The following is an 18,737-nucleotide window of genomic DNA, read 5'->3' as shown; positions in this document are numbered from 1 at the left end:
CTCCAGTACCGGCCAGGCACCCTCGACGGTTTCATAGTGGGCACCGGCCTGGCTCTCGACGAACCGGCGTCACCCTGACAAGCCGAAGTCAGTAGTTGCAGGTGCCCCTTGAGCGGTGACAGTCAACTCAGGGGGGAACACGTGAAGTTGATTCGAGTATTAGCCGCCGGTGCCTTCGCTGTGAGTGCGGTGGTAGTCGGCGTCGGCACTCCCGCGGTCGCGCAGCCGCAGGACGGTGATGGCGGCATCCTGCGCGTGACGGTCGGTCGTTCGGCGCCTCAGACCAGCGCTTCCCGGCTGAGCGCTGCGAACGCGAACGCGTCGTGCACCATCAACAAGATCACCATCAACCGGTACAGCGAGTGCGAGTGGGTCGCCATCCACGTCGACGTCATCCGGGTCGTCAACGGCAAACCCCAGCTCGAGGGCACCGTGGACTTCGACGTCAAGCACCAGATGACCCTGAACGCGAAGTCTGCGAACTGGTCGGAGAAGTTCTCCCTGGCCAAGGCCAGGACCACGCGCGCCGGCAAGGGCGTTCACGTCAACATCGCCGCTGCTTCCGGCGGCGGGACGAAGGCCAAGGTCAGCTTCAGCCAGGGCCGCACCCTCGACAGCGCCTCCAGCGGCACCGTCACCTACACGACCGGGCCCATCGCGAAGAAGAAGATCAACCCGAAGGCCAAGACCCACTACACCTACACGTTCACCAAGCCCGGCTACAGCCCTGGCACCGTCTCCTACGACTCCGCGGTCTACCGCTGCGACAACTACTACGGCACCAGCGGATGCGCCATCCCTGACGCCCCGACCGGCGTAAGCATGATCAACCAGGCCCGCATCGCCGACGGCATCCGCAAGCTCCGTTCTCACGGCGGCCACTACGGCGACCCGAACGGCGGCAAGCCGCTGCACTGGATGATCAACGACAAGCAGAAGAACAAAAACCGCGCAGCTGTCTGCCCGAAGTCGGCGCCGGCCGACATGAAGCGCGTGGGCCGTACCTCGTGCGACGAGTACCCCTTCGCCTCCACCTACGAAGGCGGCACTCATCTGCCGGCCAAGCAGCGCACCATCACCTGGGTGAAGAAGGCCGAGAACGACAGCCAGGGCGCGACCATCACCAACTGGCGGCGTGCCTTCCACGTCATGGACCACGACCCCTTCTACGTGGTCGTCTGAACCACCGCACCACCCGTGCCACACTCAAGGTGCTCCTCCCGCCCCGCGCGGGAGGAGCACCTTCGCAGTTCCGACAGGAGCCTCCACATGCTGGTGCAAGAGACCCGGTTCACCTTCGAGCTCGGCGAGAGTGGATACCTCATCGGCTTCACCGAGCACGACGACTTTCCAGGCGAGATGCCCTACGGCTGGCGCTGCGGACCTGCCGGCCCCTCCAGCGCTGTCGTCCTGACGACGACCGACACCGGGCCACTGCATCTCACGATCCAGATCCACGACAGCCGGCCCGCGCCCGAAGCAGACGGTGCGTGGGAGCCGGCGGAAGAGATCAGCCTCCAGGCCGAGACCGGCCGGATCCATCTCGCCGTCCTCGATCCCGGCGACGTCACGGACGCCTGGCCGCAGCAGGAGCCTGCCCTCCAGCTTCCGTCCCCGCCGGAGCAGGAACGCTGGATGCGGATGCGCCTGTACTGCCATGCCGACGATCCCGAACCCGGCATCGGCGACCACGGCGAACGCCACCTGATCCAGCTATGGCCTGAACCGGCCAGCACCCCGGTCCACCCCGAACTCAACGACGAGGACCGCCAGGCGCGCGCAGAGTATGCCTCCGACGTAGCCAGTCCCGTAGAGGACTACACCAGCCAGTACCCACTGCAAGACTGACCTCCGCCCCGCCCGGCCATACCCCGGTCAAGGCGAGGCCGTACATCAGCGAGCCGAAGACCGAGCGCCGCCTGGAGTCCGGCTACCACCCCTACACCCCCCGATGGGCCCTGCCCGACCTCCCCGTCCGGCGCTGTCCCTCGCTCTCGCACCCGACCCGGACCGGCACCCTCCGGCCGATCCGAGAGCTGGCGCCCCGGCCCCGGGCCGGGATGCGGGAGAGCAGTAGATCTCCCGCATCCCCGCTGAGTACGGGCGAGCTGTGTTTCTCCTTGACCTGCCATCAGGTCAAGGAGAAACACGGGCTCTACGCGCGAGTGGCAGAGGCGGTCTCGTACGCGGCGCGGGCCTGCTCGACGGCGGCGTGCTGGAGCTCAGCCAAGACCTCGCCGGTGTCCTGGCCCTCCTCGGTGAGGATCTCGGCGGTGAACCGGATGACGGTCAGGGCGATGGCAGTGTGCGTCTTCGTGCACGTGACGTCGCCCGCATTCAGGACCTCCAAGAGAATCCGGCCGACCGCCTCCAGGACGAAGGAGTCCGCGGTCAGCTCCTCGGCCTGGTCGTCCAGGGCGGTGACCGGGCCGATGACACGCTCGGCGGCGTCCATGAGCAGCCGGCGCAGGTCCCTGCCGTACATCTGCATGAGCACACCGGCCAGGTCGAAGTCGTTGTCGTGCACGGCCCGGATGAAGTTGAACGCGTCGTGGACGCAGTCCGGGTCGAGCGGGACGAAGGACTCGACGTTGGTGGTGACGGTTTCGGGCACGGTGACTCCTGTGGTCCGGGTCTCCGCGCTGATCGCGGTGACCTTGGGACCGATCCTCCAATCGCAGCCCTGTGGACAGAGGACGAAGATTTTTCCCACCTCCCATAAAGGAAAGAACCGGTACGACAAGGGTTAAAGTGGGCCACCCTGGTCGGCTCGATGGAAGGGCCGAACGCCACCCCTTGTCCACCTCTGCTACCGCCCCGACCATCGCCGCATTTCCCCTTGACCGCGCCCGCTACCGGCCCCGGTCAGACCGCGGACAAGGGGGTCCCCTGCACGCTGCTCCCTCGAATCCCCCGCCCACCAGGGCGGCCCGGAACGAAGGAGCCACCGCGATGACCACCCGCCGACTCCCGGCAGGCGCCCGGCGCGCCCGCCCCGACCACGGGCCCGACCAGCAGCGGGCAAGCCGTCCCGGCGTCCTGTGGTGCGCACTTGGGAGGCCACTGAGGAACCCACTTTGGTGCCCGACCCCGAGCCGGACAGAGAAAGCCCAGGTCACCACGCAGATCCGGACGCGCGCCGCGTTGTCACAACCCTCTTCTCTCCTCCTGAACTTCTCTGTGATGTCCGTGGAGGAGGAGATCATCGGGTCCGGGGGCCGGGTGCCCTCTGCGGCCGGGCGCGGCCAGCGCCCGGCAGGTGGCCGCGCGAGCCAGACGACGGAGAAGGAGCGCAGCTGATGGCGGTCAAGCGTGAGGAGAACCCGGCGGGGTCGTCAAACAACCTGCGCGGCGACGTGCTGCGCGTGCTCGGAGCGCTGAAGGTCGCAACCGTCGAACAGATCCAGCAGATCTCAGCCCCGCACCTGAGCTACCGCCACACCGACAAGCCGACCCCGTCGAAGCGGAAGCAGGCCCGAACCGCCTCGCACACCGGGGCGCTGTCCGATCTGCGCAAACACGGCCTCGCGGAGAACGGTGGGCAGCTCCCGGGCGGCGACAGGCTGCGCAACCTGACGCCCATGGGCCTGAAGGCCGCCGCCCGCGAGCTGGGGCGGCCGGCGGGGGAGATGGGCGACCCGGCCCGCGGCGCCGGCCGCACGGGCGCCTCCCACCCGATGACGGTCAACGAGGCCGTGCTCGCCCTGCTGCGCCCGAAGCCGGACCTCGCCCAGCTCGCCAACGAGCCGGCCGGCGTCCGCGCCGCCGCGCAGGCCGCCTTCGACGCGCCCGCCGGGCTGGGAACCATCACCTCCTACGCAACCGAGGTGGCGCTGCCCGCGACCGGCACCTGGTCCAACCCCGGCATGGGCGGCGCCCAGGCGGACATCGTCATCACCGCGCCCGAGGACGGGGTGCCGCTTTTGTTCTGGAGATCGACAACTGCTTCGAGTCCGCGCAGGTCCTCGCTGCGAGGATCGACAAGTACATGCGGTTTGGCCAGCGCAAGGTGAAGGACGTCGACGGCAAGGAGCGGCCAATGTGGCGCACCCGCTGGTGGGTGCCCGACGGCCGCCACGGCGACCAGCCGCACCCGCCGCTGCTGCTCGTCTTCAACCGGATCGGGCCCGCGCAACCCCCACACCGTCATCGCGCAGCTGGCTACCGAGCGGCACTGGAAGGGCACCGCGTACGAGGACGGCTTCCACATGTACGACGGTAAGCTGCCCATCGTCGTCACCGGCATGAAGCAGCTCCAGGAGCACGGCCCGGCCGGAGCGGTCTTCCGGCGCTTCGGCCGCCCGCACAACCAGACCCTCCTCGAGGCGATCGGCAACCCACGCCGCGAAGCCCACGACGCCCGCCGACAGGCCGAACACGCAGCCCGCCAGCGCGAGCACCAGGAGGAACTGCGCCGCATCGCCGCCCAGCACAAGGCCGAGCGAGAGGCCAGCCGTCCCGTGTGCGCCGACTGCGGCACCCGATTCACCGACGCACGGTGGAAGGCCATCGAACCCGCCGGGTGGGACGCCCACGCGACACCCACCCGCACCTGTGCGACGACTGCAAGCAGCAAGCCATCACCGCCGACCGTCAAGCCGAGCAGGACGGCCCCGAGCATCAGGTGCACGACAACGCGCCCGAGCAGAAGGCCGGCGGCACCTGGCTCTCCCGCTTCCGCAGGTGACCCGGCCGGACCGGGCTGTCAGTGGCAACTGCCAGGCTGAACGGAAAGCACTACTTCCTGGTCGTAGCCATCTGACAGGGTGTGGCGTGTGACAAGCGAAGGCGATACGAGCAGGGACGGCGAAGCGTGGGCGATGGATATCCTCGTCCAGCTGCGCCAAGACAGACAGAAGGCACATGCGCGTCGCGACGCGCTTGCGGCAGCGGTCGACGAAATAGCCGACGGTTTCACGCAACTGGGCCTCAAGCCTTGGAAATCGGAGCGTAAGAGCCCGGCGCGAGAGGACATGAAGGTCCCGGACGTCATGCTCGGTGACCGCGCCGAACTAGCTGCAACGGTTCTCCAGTATGAATCAGCGGTCAACATCCTCAGCGCCGCCGATCAGCTTCGGGGTTTCGCCGTCCTGCTTCGTGCAGAGAAATCGCTGATGGGCGCGGTTTCGGTCGCGCGTGGTGTCTTCGAGGCGTGCCTGTGGGCCACAGCGGTAATCGACCCGACCATCAGCACTGACGAACGCCTGCAACGTGCCCTCACGCGTCGCCTCGCACGACTCTCGGCAGGTATCCGTCTCAGGAAAATGCTCGGCGGCGATACCGATGCCGACCAGCTCGTTGAGAACGACGGCGACCTGGATGACGCGCACGGGACTAACCGCGATCCTGCGAAGGACATCAGCGACATCTTGGCTTACGCCAAGGACCGGGGCTGGCCTGTGAAGAGGGGCCGTCGCACCCCCGAGATCACACCCCTTTCGATTGACTGGCTCAGCGAGAACCTTGAGCGCCGTATAGGCATCGAGGGGTACGCCTGGACGAGCGGCTCGTCGATGGCTCACGGCGAGCATGCTGCCGACACGGCGGCGTGGGTTGAACTGTCTCAGGACATCGGCACAGCTCCGGCATGGTTGATCCAGTTGTGGTCGAACGGTGCTTGGGCGGGACCGCGTCTCTTCCTTGCAACGCACGCCGCCTACACAGGGAAGGGCAGCCTGCGCCGCGAGTATCAGCGGTTCGAAGAGTTGTTCTTGAGCGGGACCGGCAAGAGCTGAGGCCCTGGAAATCCATACAGCATGCCCTCATGCGCTACGCCCGCCGCCCTTGCTGCACCGAGTGCAGGGCAGCGTTCACGTACGAGTGGTGGCAGGCGGTGGAGTGCACTGGCTGGGACGCCTCCCTCCGAAGGCCCGTCCGACCCTGTGCAGGGACTGTGACCAGCGACATGGGACCGACTGGGAGGAAGCCTGGCCGAACGCGACGCGCCAGGAGCAGGAGTCGGCCGTGCCGGAGCAGAAGGCCACCGGCTGGCTCTCGCGCCTGCACCGCTGAGCTGGGCACGCCCCCCGACCAGCCGCGCTTCTCCTTGTGGCAAGGACCAGCCCGGCGAATTGGATGGCTACGACGGAGAAGGCACGTCATGCTGGAAGCGATCGATGCGAGGGGGAAGCGTGAGCCGCGGGCAGACGGAAACTCTTGACGAGAAGCACCAGCGCTTGCTGGAAGCTTTCGTGTTGAGGGCCCGCAGGGTGGAGGAGCATTCGCTGGCCGCCGACTGGGACGCCCTTGTCGAGCTGACCCGCATGAGCATCCACGTCCGTGTCGACCGCGGTGAGGTCCGGATCTCGTACGAGCTCCCGCCCGAGGAAGTGGTCGAATCTGCGGCAGCGCGTATCAGGCCAATACTGCTGGAGCAGGAGGACTGTTTCCACATGAAGGCGCTCTCGGCTCTGGGCTACACCTGCCGAGCAGCGCCGCAAGATGCGGCGTGGATACGGGCCGCACGCGCTGAGTGGCGGACACGGGTGAGCCCCTCCACGCGCGACGAATCCGGCTATTGGGTCATGGTCGCTGACACGTCCACGGGCGAAGAGCGTGACCTCGATGCGCATGGGCTGGCCATGGCCTGGATCTACGGAGACGTGGTGCATCATGACCCAGAGCGACGCAAGGAAGGCGATACCTTCGGACTGCGCGACCGGTTTCGCGCCGCCGTGCCCCTGGTGGCCTGGGCGATGGTCGGCACGATCGAACTCCTGAATTTCGTTCGGGCGCTGAACGAGGCCGGGATGCTGAAACTTCGACAGGAAGTGTTCGACGAGCAGGTCGCCTTGAAGTCGACGGTGTGGGAAGAACGTGCCGAGATGTACTACGCACCCGTCGGTGCTCAACCTCCCTCGCTTGCGAGCTCTCCCATGCCCGAGGGGTGGCTCCCTCTGAGCAAGGCCTCTGACCTGTCGGTCTTCCGTCACCGCATTGCGGGACAACTCTTGAACACGGAGCGCGCACCATCCATGACGTACCTCCCCTCACCCGAAGAGGTCGAAGCCGCCCGCACGCCCGCTGGCGGCTGGAAGCGGGACCAGCTCGCCGCCTGGGGCGTGCCGTGGCCCCCGCCGAAGGGCTGGAAGGACGAGCTGGCTGAACGCTGGCAGGCCGCCCGCCCGGACGGACCGCCGGCGCCCCCGCCCACCCCCACCCCGGCCGACTTCGCCCAGGACACGCTCGACTTCGGCTGACCCGACGACAGCGGGGCCGGACAGGATCACCCTGTCCGGCCCCGCTGTTGGTTTCCGGCTGCTCACCGGCTGAGGCGGATGCGCGGCCCCCACGCGAACTCGAGGTCGTCCAGGAAGACGTCCTCCATCTCCTTCTCCCACTGGGCGCGTAGACCGAACGGGTTGCTCTCCATCCGCTCCAGGATGACCAGGGTCTCGGGCTGTCCGATCAGCGCCTACCGGCCGTGTGAGGCGGGCCTGCTGCCCCGGCCCGTGCGTGCGCAGCAGCTCTTCCAGGCGGGCGCGGTGCTGCTCCACGAACGCCTCCAGGCGCTCGATGTACCCCTCGCGTTCGTCGGTGCGTACCGCGCTCAGAGCGACGTACAGGAAGTCACCGCCGTCCGGCCAGTGCCGCACGCCTGGCGCGGCCACGGCCCACGGGAACCGTTCCGCGGCCGCCAGGACGTCCTTCGCCTCCAGCGGTGGCACTGGGGCCGTGGCGGGGTCCGGCTCCTCCACCGGAGTCTCATGTGGGGCCGGGGAGTCGGGCCGCGGAAGGTGGGTGGCCAACATGGCGCTGGCCGCGGCGAGCCCCCGTCCCGTGGTGGCGGTGGTGTCGGCGATGTGCAACAGGTAGCTGGCGACGTCGCGGACTCCGGCGTGCCAGCCGTCCTCGAATCGCTCCTCCGACCCGTGCGGGGCGCTGCTCTCGGAGATGCAGGTGTGGGCGCTGGCCACCGCCCCGGCCTCCAGCTTGGACACGACGTCGTGGGCCTGCTCGTGTCCGATCACAGCGGTGGCCAGGGCCTGGAAGACCGTGAACCGCGCGTCGATGGCCTCGCGCTGGTGGTGGCTGATGCGGGCCAGCTCCTGGCCGTACGCGTCGGCGTCGTGCTGCTCGGTGCTCACGTGGTGCCTCCCTTGCAGGCCGGGCCCGAGCACCAGGAGCACGACCAAGCCGTGCCCGAGTAGAAGGCCGACGGCACCTGGCTCTCCCGCTACCGCAGGTGACGCATGACGCCCCGGGCCGACTCGCCTATCGAGTCGGCCCGGGGCACGCTGGAAAGTGTGGTCAGCGGGGCGTGGTTGCCGCCCGCAGCACGGTGGGCTCTGCGCTACTGATCAGCACGTTGCTGTGCGGTGAGCGGTGAGACTGGCGAACTTCTCCTGCTGCCTGGCCTTCACCAGGGCGGCGAGCGGGGACCGCCGGCCTTTCCCGATGTTGCGCAGCTGCTCCCAGTCAACCTCGGGGTGCGCGCCGGGCAGTGCGTCGACGGACGCCGTGGTGAACAGCGGGACCATCACCGCCCCGGCCCGCGACGTGCCGAAACGCACCTCACGCCGTTCCGCCGGTCGTACCCACAACAGGTCGCGCATGTAGTCGAAATCGACCCTTCTCACGCCCAGTCGGGCGGCGGCTTGGTCCGGCCCGAGCGGCGCTTCGTCGGCGAGCCGCTGCGCCAGGCCCTCGATGCCGCAGACCGAAGCCACCTGGTCGGGGTTGATGAGCACGGCCTCCGGGTTCGCTGTCAGGTCGGTCAGCAGCCCGCAAGCGATGAGCCGGCGCACCGCGAAGGCACTCACGACCGGCGGTTCGTCAGGCACGTTCGGCGTGCCCAGGGCCTGGGCGATCCGGTCTGCGGCCGCTGCGGCGGAGATCGGCTCCTGGGGGAGAGAGACCCGGATCGCGGCCGCGTCCATCGCCTCCACAGTGGCCCGCAACCACTGGTAGGAGGAAGCGTCCGGAGCCGGGACGAGGCCGGTGTGCCGCGCCCACCGGAAGGAGGCGATCGGCACCCGGAGACGTCCGGCGGCCTGACTTTCGTCGTACTCGGTGCGTCGTGCCATGGAGGATCTTCCTCTCTCGTGGTCCGCCCGGAGTGGGCGAACAAAACCGTGACAAAAGACCTGAATGCCTGTCAAGTACCCATTAATCTAGGCAAGTTAGATCAATTCGCTTAGACCCGCGCCCGCGTAAGCGAGGGAAAAATTCACCCTGCGGCGTCAACTCGACAGCGGGTAGCGTCCCGGCCATGCACAGTGATCTCGACGCCGATGAGGCGTGGGAGCGGCTGCGGGCCAGCCGCTCCAATCCACCGGCCAGAGCCAACACAGGCTCCCGCCGCAAGACGTACTCGGCAGCCCTGGAGCAGGCTCAGCAGCTGTTCCGCGCCGCCGCCGCCGTGGGCCCGGCCACGAGCCCGGTCCTGGCCTTCTACGGCCTCAGCCAGGCTGGCCGCGCGATCACGGCAGCCGCCTGGTCTCTCAAGGGTGAGGACTGGCGCCTCGACACCCATGGGATCAAGACCACGGGGTTCCACCTGCCCTTCCCCGACATCGAGATCCGCACCGACCCGTCCGGCACGCAGGGCAGCTTCGTGAAGGTCAGCGAGGTCCTCGACTCGCCGGTGTGGGAGATGGACCCGCTGCGCCTGGAGGACGTCTGGGACCTGCTGCCGCCGAACCTCCGTTACCCGCTCACCGCCAGAGACCGGCTTACTCCGCTGCACACGGTCGGCGATGACGTCGGCGTCGGCACGCACGAGCACTCCCTGTTGAGCGTTCCCGTGTGCGACATCCCCGACCGGGTCATCGACGCCGGCACCCGTGAGGCGCTGGCCGACTTCCTGGCCTCGTACCCGGCTGTCGCCCAGCACGAGAGTTACGTGACCGCCCGCGCGCTCACCCTCGGTCCGGAGGCGCCTCCGGAGTACACCCGCTACGACCACGGCGGCGGCGAACTGGTGATGAACTGGCTCATGCCCGAGGGCGTGGGCACCGGATTCGACGGAATGGCGACCGGAGCCGAACGACTGACCCACTTGCGGACCATGACCCGTGCCTACGCCGGGAGCCGGTACTTCCTGCCCGTTCTGGGTTCAATGAAGCGGGAACTGCACCCCCTGATGGCCTGGTGGGCCGTGCTGTATGCCCTGTCCATGCTCGCCCGCTACCAACCTGCGGTCTGGGGCACGCTCATCAGCGTCGACACCAGCCAGTACGCGGTTCCGATCGAGCGGCTCCTGGAACGTGCCATCAACCACCTGCCCGTCCTGTTTGCAGACGCCATCACCCAAGTGAGCTCCTGACCAGGAGCCATGGCGGTGGGGCCGGTGGACAGACCAGCCCGGCCCCCACGCCGGTCAGCCGATCAGCTTGTGCAGCACGGGAACGCTGCCTCCAGCGGTCACCAGGCCCGTCGCGACGGCCGCGGGCACAGACTTCTCGTGGAGGAACATGAGCCCGCCCATGATGAGGCCGATGATGGCGGCCGCCAGGAACACCACGGCGGCGTGCACCGACAGCAGCGGGGCCTCCGACGGCATCGCTGCGCTGGGCGGGGCGGGCGGTTCGGGCGGGTATGGGGGAGCGCGGGTGCAGGTCCCGAGACATCGGGATTCTCCTACGAGGCGGAGGAACAGAGACGGCGGACACCTGTGGTGGTGTCGTCCGCGTGGGGGTGGTGCGCGCCTCGCGGTCGGCGGTCCTGCTGCGACTCTCTGCCTGAGAGCGTCCCTGCGGGGCTTCTGCCCGGGCCCAGGGTGGCATTTCAGCGTAGCGGCGATCGGCGCGGGTGTTGCCCTGGGTGCCTGGTGGGTGGTCATCGGTGCTGCCTCCGGCGTGAGTTCGAATGGCGGGTGGGACAGTGACAGGGCGCAGGTGCTTGCATCTCGTCCCGCCGGGCACCGCTCCTTCACCCCGTAGGGCCGGACACCAAGACCGGGACAGCAGCGGCCGTGAAGAAAGAATCCGGGGCACGACGAAGGCCCGGACGCGTTGTCCGGGCCTTGCGCTGTCGAAGGTCCACTAGCGGGGCGACTGCCAGTAAGGGAGTCGGCAACCTTCCGTCTACCCGTGCTCTCCCCGGGAGCGGTTGGCGCCCCAGCCCGGATCGCGTGCGGGCGCCGGCACCCGTGTCTCGGTGACCGGGACCGAGGCTGGCATGATGCGCTCTGCCCGATGTACCAGGCCCGGACTGTCGAAGAGGTGACTACCTTGAGCAAGAAGGCTATGGACTGGGTCTGGACCCGGTCGGCTTCAAAAGGCACCGCCCGGGTGGTACTGCTTGCACTGGCACGTGAGGCCACAGGGCCTCACCTGGTCGTTTGCGCGGGCAGCACCTGGTTGATGGAGCAGGCGAACGCGTCACGCAACTCGGTGCTGACCGCACTGCGTACGTTGGAGGCGAGCGGTGAGATCGCCGAAGTCGAGGGAGTCCTGGGGCACCTGTCCCACCCGGTGTGGATTCTGCCCAAGGCGATCACTCATACCCTCAGCATCCCTGGTGCCCGGGACGACGGACGCAACTCGGTACGACTGACCATCGCAGAGCTCTCGGCATGTGATGACCCCGAGTCCGATCTCTACTGGATGGCCGAAGACAAGGTACAGTCCCTCGTGACGCAGCGGATCGCCGAATGCGTGGCCAAGAACACCCAGCCCGGCGTGCCCTCGCCCTGAGCGGGGGAGCCGGGTGTCCCCCGGCCCCCAACCCGTCAGCCGCGGGCCTGGAGCCAGAAGGCTCCGTAAGTGATTACGGTGCCGCCCAACGCGGTTGCGGCTCCTCGGAGCAGGTACAGGCCGGCCTCATTCCTCAGCCTCCGAAGTCGGTTACGCCGACGCGACGGTACGTCTTCCGGATCCTGGACGCTGCCCTTAGCCTCGGTCGTGGACATGTGCTCCTCTTTCTCGAGTGATGCTGTCCTCTGCAGACGGCTCCCTGCCCACCAGGGAGCCGTCGCCGTTTCCGGCGACGGCATTGCCGTTTGTCCGCCTAGTGAGACGCTGCTGTGTCCCGTGAGGTGGATGACAGCAAGCAAAGCACCCCGAATACCGCCCTGACCAGCGAAAACAGTGCTTTGGTCAAGAAAGGCCTTCTGTGTTTTCGTAGGTCGAACCAGGCAGGAGACGTGTCTTCCAGGGCTCTCTCGGGTCCTTGTGGGACAAGGCTTGCTCTTCGCTGTTTTCCATGGGTGTCATGCCGGGGCTAAGCTAGGCCCTTCGAGTACAAATAGGCTTTACTGAGCTGGAGTTGGACGTGCCCCAGATGTTGCGAATGCCGAGCTTGGATGAGCTGCCGCATGGGGCGAAAAGGTTCTTCGTGGGCGAGCTGCACACCTACTTCCGCGCAGCAGGCCGCCCCTCGCCGGTCAGCATTGCGGCAGCTGTCGCTCAATTGCATGGTTCCGCCTCCGTGACTGTGAGCCGTGAGACGGTCCGGAGGCTGCTCAAAGGCGAGACCACCAGCACCTGGCCCAAGGTCAAAGCGGTACACGAGGTTCTGTGCCGCATGGCAGACCAGGACCCGGCGTGGAGAAGGTTCTCCGACTCCGACGACTACGACGAGGAAAACGACACCCGCACGCTTCGCGAATACATACGCGATCTGTGGAACGACGCCGTTGACGGTGTTGGACCTGATGACGAGGCGGACCACCCCCAGCTAGCGCCGGTCCCGCAGTCGTCACCGCCGCCCGCCTCGACCGGGGGATGGGGGCCCACCCCCCAGCCGTCACCGCCGCCCGCCACAAGCGGAGGGTGGGGCTCAGGGGGAACCAATGGCGGGTACAGCGATGAGCCTCCCTTCTGAGCCTGGGCGGCACCATGCACGCCCGACATCGCTCCCACTGAGCTATCGCTGTTATGCCCACCGCATTCCGATGGCGGACAGCAGCTCCACCCGCTCCGGGGACAGCGTCGCGGCCCGACTGCGCTGGTTCCCGATCCACGCCCCGAGCCGGAGCTCCCGCTCCTCCTGGTCCTCGCCGATGACGGTCCGTTCGACGTGCTTCCGAGGTACCCGCAGGTGCCCCTCGCGTTCGAAGAACTGCTTGGCGGCCTCGTAGTTCATCGCCCACTTGTCGGCCTGTGTACGGCGCGGCTGTGGCTTCTCGTCCTCGGCCGCGGGCTCGATCCCGAGCACCTGCTCGCACATCCACTGCTGCACGGCGGTGAGGTTGTCCCAGCCGAGCCGGACCGAGCGCACCCACCGCCCGAGGTCCTCGCCCTGGTGCACGACGTCGCCGGGCTCGGTCGGCAGCGGTCGGCCGGCCTCCAGGTGGAGCCGGACGAGATGGAAGCAGCGCTGCCACTCCACCGGCCAGCTCGGGCACCACGACGGGTCGATGTCCTCCAGCTGCTCGCGCCGCTCCTCCGACAGCGCCCCAGCCGACGACTCCACCGGCAGCCCCTCGGCACGCCGCTGCTCGATCTCCTGCGCCTTGCGAGCGGCGGCCCGCGCGTTCTTCAGCCAGATGCCCACCTTGTAGCCCTGGAAGGTGGCGTCCAGCGGGGCCAGCAGGTGGCCCGCCTCGGCTGCCCACCCGCGCGCCGCCGCGAGACCTTCCTCCCACGCGACGTCGAAGTGGCTCCAGACCATGCCCAGCTTCTCCAGCTGTTCGACGCGGTCTTCGTCCATGTCGCCGCGGGCGTAGAAGCGCCGGTTGTCGGCGATCCACTGGCCGAGCGGGAAGTTGGCGAGCGAGGCCGGCCACCCCTCGGCTTCCACCGCTTGGTCCTCGCTGCCGGGCACCCGGTACGTGAATGGGACCTTGAGGTCGCCGCGCTCGCGGGAGTAGATGACGGCGGCCTCGATGCCGCGCCGCCAGTGCTCGTGCTCGGGGTTGAGGACCCGCAGGTTGATGAACGCGGCCAGCTGTGCCGGGTCGCGCGGCACGGAGAACTTCAGCAGCTTCCGCGCCGGGGCCGACGGGCCGTCGGACCCGTTCCCCCCGCCCCGGCTCTCCTGGCCCTGTGCGCCCTTCTGGACGGGCTTGTAGGCACTGGGGGCCTGCTGCTGCGCCAACTGCTCCACCACCCGGGCATCGTGCGCCCTGAGCGCCTCCAGCAGCTTCGCCAACCCGCCGAAAGCCCGGCTGGTGAGCATGTTGTCGGCCGTCTCGCCTGGCCCGAGCAGCACCGGCACCACGAGCGAGGCGACCTTGCCCTCGCCCGGCTGCATCCGCAGCGCGCGGCCGACCGCCTGGACGAGGTCGGGCATGGAACCGCGTACATCCGCCCAGTACACGGAGTCGCAATTCCGGGTGTCCACGCCCTCGCCCAGCACCTTCACCGAGCACAGGAAGCACTTCTCCACGACCGTGCCGTCCGTGGCGACGCCCCGGTCGAACTCGCCCAGCAGGCGCCGACGGTGGTTCGGCCTGTGCTCGCCGCACAGCCAGTTCGCCCAGATCGTGCGCGGGTACAGCTCGGGGTCGGCGGCGTGCAGCTGCGCGGCGACATCGGGGAGGCCGGCCGCGAACGCTTCAGCCTCCTTGACGACGTGGTGGAAGACGAGCGTGCGCCGGAAGTTCTCCTCCGACGACGCCTTGAGCAGCGCGGTCTGGAGGGCAGCGAGCCGGGCCCCGCGGACCTCGTCCGAGCGCCCCTCAGCGCCCAGGAGCTGCGCGGCCTGGAGCTGCGTGTCGGTGATGTCCACGCACACCACCTGGTAGGGGGCACAGATCCCCCGATCGATCGCCTCCGAGAGGGTCAGCGTGAAGCAGCGCGCACCGAACGGGCCGTCCGGGTCGTCCTCCATGCTCGCCACCAGCTCGCCCGGCGCGCCCTCGGCATCCTCGTCCAGCTGCCACAGGCGGGGCGTGGCGGTCATGTACAGGCGGCGCAGGGACGGGATGCGGGTGTTGTCGTGGACGACCGCCCAGGGCTTGCCCAGCCGACCCGACGTCCGGTGGGCCTCATCGACCACGATCAGGTCCCAGCCCGGAAGGCCGGCCTTGTGCGCGCGCTCCAGCGTGCCGAGCCCGAGGGAGGCGTACGTGGCGAACACGGTGACCTTGTCGAACGGTCGCACCCGGTCGACCAGTTCCTTAACCTCCGTGGTGTTGGGGAAGGGCACGTCCTCGCCCCGCAGGGACGACACCCCGATCATCGGGCCCCTGCGGCCTCCCTCGCGCCAAGCGGTCACGGTCTGGGTAAGCAGGTCCAAGGAGGGCACCAGCACCAGTACACGGTCCGCCTGGAGCTCGTTGGCGCTGCGGGCCGCCACGAGGGTCTTGCCAGTTCCGGTCGCCATGATGACCTGGGTGCGCAGACCCCGCTCGGGCACGGTCGACCCGGAGGGCACATCAAGGGACCGCAGCACGGCGTCGACGGCTTCTCGCTGGTGCGGTCGCAGACCCACGCTGGCTGTCTGCCGCTCTGGGCGGCTCATGTGGCGTTGTAAGCCAGCTCGGCGAGCTCGAGGGCATCAGCCAGACTCTGCTCGTTGCTGAGGTCGACGCTGACCCGGTACTCCCGATGCCCGGTGGTCAGAGTGCGAGCCGTGGTGATGCCGAGCTCCTCGAGCTGCTGGTCGGTGTAGTTGAGCCGCAGATTGATGCTGCTGCGCTCCGGATAGATGTAGGCGAACCCACCCTTCTGTGATCCCTGCCTGCGCAGCCGAAGGTAACGGCTGTAATCGAGGGGGACATCAGGCTGGGCGCCCTTGCGCTTGATTCCGTGGACGAAGACGTTCTCCCACCCAGCCGTCACGGCCAGGAAGCGGAGGAACAGCTCCGGAGCAGGACTGTGCTGCAGCAGCCCCCGGACGGTGTCCTGACCTTCCTCGGGCACCCCAGGGATGTGCCCACCTTCCTCGCTACCAGCGAAGGACGGCCGAGGTGAGGTGTCCATCGCAGCGGCGCTGCCGTTTCGGGACTGGGTGAGTTCGCGCAGCGTCTGCGAGGCATCCAGTTCTTCGGGGGTGCCTTCGAACTGAAAAACGGTCAGCTTCACTTGGATCCTCTCAGCTATGAGGAGTCGCGGAACAACTATGTATAGCATCCCACGCTATGGGAAGTAGCATCAACTCTTGATGAGTTCGAAGTGCTGTTGAGAGAGACCGGCACACTGCTCCACTGGTACATCACCGTGGACTGGGACGACCCCCGTCACCAGCCGCTGGCGCGGCTGCTCTCCGACTCCCGCCAGATCCTGCGGCATGCCGGCTTCCCCCTGACTCCGGTCGAGCCGCGATGGGTGCACATCACCGTCGACCAGATCAGCCGCCCCGCCCATGACATCTCCACCGCCCACCGTGGCCGCCTGGTCCGGGAGGCAGCCCGCCGCCTGGCCAAGGTGCCTCCCTTCACGGTGATGGTGGGCAGTCTGCTGTCCTACCCCTCCGGTGTGATCGCTGACCTCCACCCCGACGAGGACCTGAGCACCCTCCACCAGCTCGCCCGCAGTGCCACCCGCGCCGTGCTCGGAGACGGCGCCTGCCGCTACCCGGTCGGTGTCCCCCACCTCACCACCGCCTACGCCCACGGTGAAGCCGACTCCGACCAGGCACAGCGGCTCCTGCGCCGCGTCAGGCCCGGCCACGCCCCGCTGTGGGTCACCGCGGTGGATCTGGTCGACGTGACCGCCACCGCGTCCGCCGGCGGGAAGGCGATCACCTGGGAGCCGGTGGAGAGGATCCCGCTGGGTGGCGGGGACGCCGGGAGCGCGCAGCATGGAGCCGGTCTGCCATCCTGGGAGCGTGTCTGACGAGCGTTTCCACCTCACCCTGACCACCGGCGGCCGCCCGGCCGCGCACGGCTGGTGGGCGAGGGAGGAGACCGCGCGGCGGAAGTTCACCACCTGGGTGGGGGAGTACGGCAGTCTGCCCCAGGCCCGCGTCTCCCTCGTCGACGAGACCACGGGCGCCGTGGTGACGGCCTGGCACAAGGAGCCGTGACCGTCGCCCCGGATCCGAGCCCGGGGGGCCGCCCTACGCGCCGGAAGGGTCCGTCTCGTCTCCGGTGTGGTCGAAGCCGCGCAGCACCGGCGTGATCTCCTGCGCGGCCCCGCACAGGGTGCACAGGGTCGTCGCCGGGTTCTCCGCGACGTCCAGGGCGCGCTCCAGGTCCAGGACCGGCGCATCCTGCGGCGCCTCGGTGCAGTCCGGAGCGTGCAGGACGCGCCGACCGGGGCCGCGCCTGACACGGACCTTCTGCACGACCCAGCCGGTTGGCCGGCGCTCTCCGAGAATCTCGCGGACGGCCGACGGCGGGGCCGGCGCTTCCAGCCGGTCGGTGGGGACCTGGTCGTAGTCGACGCCGTCGACCGGCCGCACGTGCTCCGGGGCGCGGACCCACACCCGGTACTCCGCGGCCTGCACGGTGCCGTCCTCGCTGCCCTGGTAGGACGGCAGGCCCACCTGGAACACCCAGCCGGTCTGGGTCTGCCGCCGCCTCCACAGCCGCGCCAGGATCTCCTGCTCGGGGTGCCCCAGGACCGGGTCGGCGGGCAGCACGACCCGCACCGGCACGGGGCCGGGCGCAGCAGGGTCAGGGGGCGTCGTCACGTTCACCACCGTACGCAGCCGTTCTCGGGCCGCGTGCGCCGCCCATGTCGGCAGCCGCCCTTTGCGCGGGAGAGGTGTCTGGGTGCCGTGGGGCGGGTGTGCTCGTAGCCTGGAGGTACTCGGGGCTGATGAGAGAGGGCTGTCTGTATGCCTCGGACGATCTGGTCCGGTGCCATCTCGTTCGGCCTGGTCACTTCTCTGAACTAGGGTGTTCTCTCGACTCACTTGATCGCATGGCAGGCCGGGGGAGGCCTCGATCTCGCCGGGGCACCTAGTGAGGTAACGGGTGCAGGTAAGGGCGATCGCGACCTCATCCGAACAAGGTGATCCGAGCTGGGCGGCGTCGCAGCACGGTGTGCAGCATGTCCTCGGTGATGACCGGGGCCAGCCGCCGGCCTTGCGCTGAAAGGGCAAGCACGGCGGGAGGCTCGTGTCGATCCCCTCGAGCTCGGACAACGCTGCACGTCAGGTGTGGCCGACCAAAGACGGTCCTGTCTCCGCTCCCGCAAGGAAGCCAGGAATCGAAGCACCTATTTTCAAGGACTGCGTCTCGACTCAGCCTCGCTTCTTCGACGCGTTGCCCTCGATAGCCTCGACGACCTTCTTCGCTGTGGCCTTGGCCGAGCCCGGGTTCTGGCCGGTGACGAGGTTGCCGTCGGTTACGACGTAGGAGACGAACGGCAGTGCCGCTTTCTCGTAGAGCGCGCCGCGCTGCTTGGCCTGCTCCTCGGCGTTGTAGGGGACCAGCTTGTCGACGCGGGCGAGGACCTCCTCGGTCCAGGCGAATCCCGTCATCTTGCGGCCGGCGATGAGGTGAGAGCCGTCGGAGAGCCGGGTATTGAGCAGGCCGCAGTAGCCATGGCAGACCGAGGAGACGACGCCGCCGCGCTCGTAGATCTCGCGGGTGATGCGCTGCAGGCCCTCGCTGTCGGGGAAGTCGTACATCACCGCGTGACCGCCGGTGAAGTAGATCGCGTCGTACTCTGACGGGTCGATCTGGTCCGGGCTCGCCGTGTTCTCGAGCAGCGCCATTTTCCCGGGGTCGGCGCGCCAGGTCTTGGCGGTCTTGTCGTAGTTCGGGAACTTCAGCGCGCGCGGCTCGAGAGGCACCGCGCCGCCGGCCGGGCTGACGAGCGTCTGCTCGTAGCCGTGTTCCTCGAAGACGTGCCAGGCGTGCGTGAGCTCGGAGAGCCACAGGCCGGTGGTGTGGGAAGGGTCGTCGTAGTGGCCGACGTTGGTGACGACGTTGAGGACGCGCTTGGTCATGGCTG

The 18,737-nt window shown here is 68.4% G+C and carries 19 protein-coding genes; 11 read left to right on the top strand and 8 right to left on the bottom strand.

The window, feature by feature from the left end; all coding sequences use genetic code 11:
• Positions 1–180: 180 nt before the first annotated feature.
• The gene (locus tag ABZ719_RS33325; protein WP_366728901.1) at positions 181–1,182 is read left to right on the top strand and encodes a NucA/NucB deoxyribonuclease domain-containing protein; all 1,002 of its coding nucleotides are present in this window, start codon (positions 181–183) and stop codon (positions 1,180–1,182) included.
• An 87-nt stretch (positions 1,183–1,269) separates the two neighbouring features.
• Positions 1,270–1,848: a hypothetical protein gene (locus ABZ719_RS33320; RefSeq protein ID WP_366728900.1), complete on the top strand. Its 579-nt coding sequence runs from the start codon at positions 1,270–1,272 to the stop codon at positions 1,846–1,848.
• 307 nt (positions 1,849–2,155) lie between these two features.
• Here ABZ719_RS33320 and ABZ719_RS33315 read toward each other — a convergent pair whose 3' ends face one another.
• Positions 2,156–2,614, bottom strand: a complete 459-nt coding sequence (locus ABZ719_RS33315; protein ID WP_366728899.1) for a hypothetical protein — start codon at positions 2,612–2,614, stop codon at positions 2,156–2,158.
• A 685-nt stretch (positions 2,615–3,299) separates the two neighbouring features.
• Between ABZ719_RS33315 and ABZ719_RS33310 the strand changes: the two genes are divergently transcribed.
• Positions 3,300–4,013 (top strand): hypothetical protein, encoded by a 714-nt coding sequence (locus ABZ719_RS33310; RefSeq protein WP_366728898.1) that lies wholly within the window; start codon positions 3,300–3,302, stop codon positions 4,011–4,013.
• Between the two features lie 99 nt (positions 4,014–4,112).
• Here the strand turns inward: ABZ719_RS33310 and ABZ719_RS33305 are convergent, their stop codons facing one another.
• Positions 4,113–4,433, bottom strand: coding sequence for a hypothetical protein (locus tag ABZ719_RS33305; protein ID WP_366728897.1), 321 nt, complete (start codon positions 4,431–4,433; stop codon positions 4,113–4,115).
• Positions 4,434–4,522: 89 nt separating this feature from the next.
• On the opposite strand from ABZ719_RS33305, the gene ABZ719_RS33300 reads away from it, so the two are divergent.
• The 4 genes from ABZ719_RS33300 to ABZ719_RS33285 all read left to right on the top strand — a co-directional run bounded on the left by ABZ719_RS33300 (position 4,523) and on the right by ABZ719_RS33285 (position 8,150).
• Positions 4,523–4,687 (top strand): hypothetical protein, encoded by a 165-nt coding sequence (locus ABZ719_RS33300; RefSeq protein ID WP_366728896.1) that lies wholly within the window; start codon positions 4,523–4,525, stop codon positions 4,685–4,687.
• An 88-nt stretch (positions 4,688–4,775) separates the two neighbouring features.
• Entirely contained in the window at positions 4,776–5,735 is a 960-nt protein-coding gene (locus ABZ719_RS33295) for a hypothetical protein (RefSeq protein WP_366728895.1), read from the top strand.
• Between the two features lie 396 nt (positions 5,736–6,131).
• On the top strand, positions 6,132–7,199 hold the full coding sequence (locus tag ABZ719_RS33290) for a hypothetical protein (protein WP_366728894.1): 1,068 nt from the start codon (positions 6,132–6,134) through the stop codon (positions 7,197–7,199).
• 747 nt (positions 7,200–7,946) lie between these two features.
• The gene (locus ABZ719_RS33285; protein ID WP_366728893.1) at positions 7,947–8,150 is read left to right on the top strand and encodes a hypothetical protein; all 204 of its coding nucleotides are present in this window, start codon (positions 7,947–7,949) and stop codon (positions 8,148–8,150) included.
• A gap of 150 nt (positions 8,151–8,300) precedes the next feature.
• On the opposite strand, the gene ABZ719_RS33280 is transcribed toward ABZ719_RS33285, so the two are convergent.
• Positions 8,301–9,026 (bottom strand): hypothetical protein, encoded by a 726-nt coding sequence (locus tag ABZ719_RS33280; RefSeq protein WP_366728892.1) that lies wholly within the window; start codon positions 9,024–9,026, stop codon positions 8,301–8,303.
• 185 nt (positions 9,027–9,211) lie between these two features.
• Between ABZ719_RS33280 and ABZ719_RS33275 the strand changes: the two genes are divergently transcribed.
• Positions 9,212–10,267: a YaaC family protein gene (locus tag ABZ719_RS33275; RefSeq protein ID WP_366728891.1), complete on the top strand. Its 1,056-nt coding sequence runs from the start codon at positions 9,212–9,214 to the stop codon at positions 10,265–10,267.
• A 54-nt stretch (positions 10,268–10,321) separates the two neighbouring features.
• Here ABZ719_RS33275 and ABZ719_RS33270 read toward each other — a convergent pair whose 3' ends face one another.
• Positions 10,322–10,504, bottom strand: coding sequence for a hypothetical protein (locus ABZ719_RS33270; protein WP_366728890.1), 183 nt, complete (start codon positions 10,502–10,504; stop codon positions 10,322–10,324).
• Between the two features lie 670 nt (positions 10,505–11,174).
• On the opposite strand from ABZ719_RS33270, the gene ABZ719_RS33265 reads away from it, so the two are divergent.
• Positions 11,175–11,639: a hypothetical protein gene (locus tag ABZ719_RS33265; RefSeq protein ID WP_366728888.1), complete on the top strand. Its 465-nt coding sequence runs from the start codon at positions 11,175–11,177 to the stop codon at positions 11,637–11,639.
• A gap of 1,180 nt (positions 11,640–12,819) precedes the next feature.
• Here the strand turns inward: ABZ719_RS33265 and ABZ719_RS33260 are convergent.
• A complete protein-coding gene (locus ABZ719_RS33260) occupies positions 12,820–15,315 on the bottom strand; it encodes a Helicase associated domain protein (RefSeq protein ID WP_366728903.1) in 2,496 nt (831 codons plus the stop codon).
• 32 nt (positions 15,316–15,347) lie between these two features.
• Complete coding sequence (locus tag ABZ719_RS33255) at positions 15,348–15,914, bottom strand: hypothetical protein (protein WP_366728887.1); 567 nt, start codon at positions 15,912–15,914, stop codon at positions 15,348–15,350.
• 90 nt (positions 15,915–16,004) lie between these two features.
• Between ABZ719_RS33255 and ABZ719_RS33250 the strand changes: the two genes are divergently transcribed.
• Positions 16,005–16,667, top strand: a complete 663-nt coding sequence (locus ABZ719_RS33250; RefSeq protein ID WP_366728886.1) for a 2'-5' RNA ligase family protein — start codon at positions 16,005–16,007, stop codon at positions 16,665–16,667.
• A complete protein-coding gene (locus ABZ719_RS33245) occupies positions 16,660–16,857 on the top strand; it encodes a hypothetical protein (RefSeq protein ID WP_366728885.1) in 198 nt (65 codons plus the stop codon). The genes ABZ719_RS33250 and ABZ719_RS33245 overlap by 8 nt, the downstream gene beginning before the upstream one ends.
• Positions 16,858–16,890: 33 nt before the next feature.
• On the opposite strand, the gene ABZ719_RS33240 is transcribed toward ABZ719_RS33245, so the two are convergent.
• Positions 16,891–17,430, bottom strand: a complete 540-nt coding sequence (locus ABZ719_RS33240) for a DUF6233 domain-containing protein (protein WP_366728902.1) — start codon at positions 17,428–17,430, stop codon at positions 16,891–16,893.
• A 591-nt stretch (positions 17,431–18,021) separates the two neighbouring features.
• A complete protein-coding gene (locus tag ABZ719_RS33235; protein ID WP_366728884.1) occupies positions 18,022–18,732 on the bottom strand; it encodes a type 1 glutamine amidotransferase domain-containing protein in 711 nt (236 codons plus the stop codon).
• Positions 18,733–18,737 lie beyond the last annotated feature (5 nt).

Origin of the sequence: Streptomyces sp. NPDC006743, assembly GCF_040703815.1 — a bacterium.
Classification (GTDB): domain Bacteria; phylum Actinomycetota; class Actinomycetes; order Streptomycetales; family Streptomycetaceae; genus Streptomyces.
The sequence above is the reverse complement of the archived record's forward strand: the minus strand, read 5'-3'. Positions and strand labels throughout refer to the sequence as shown.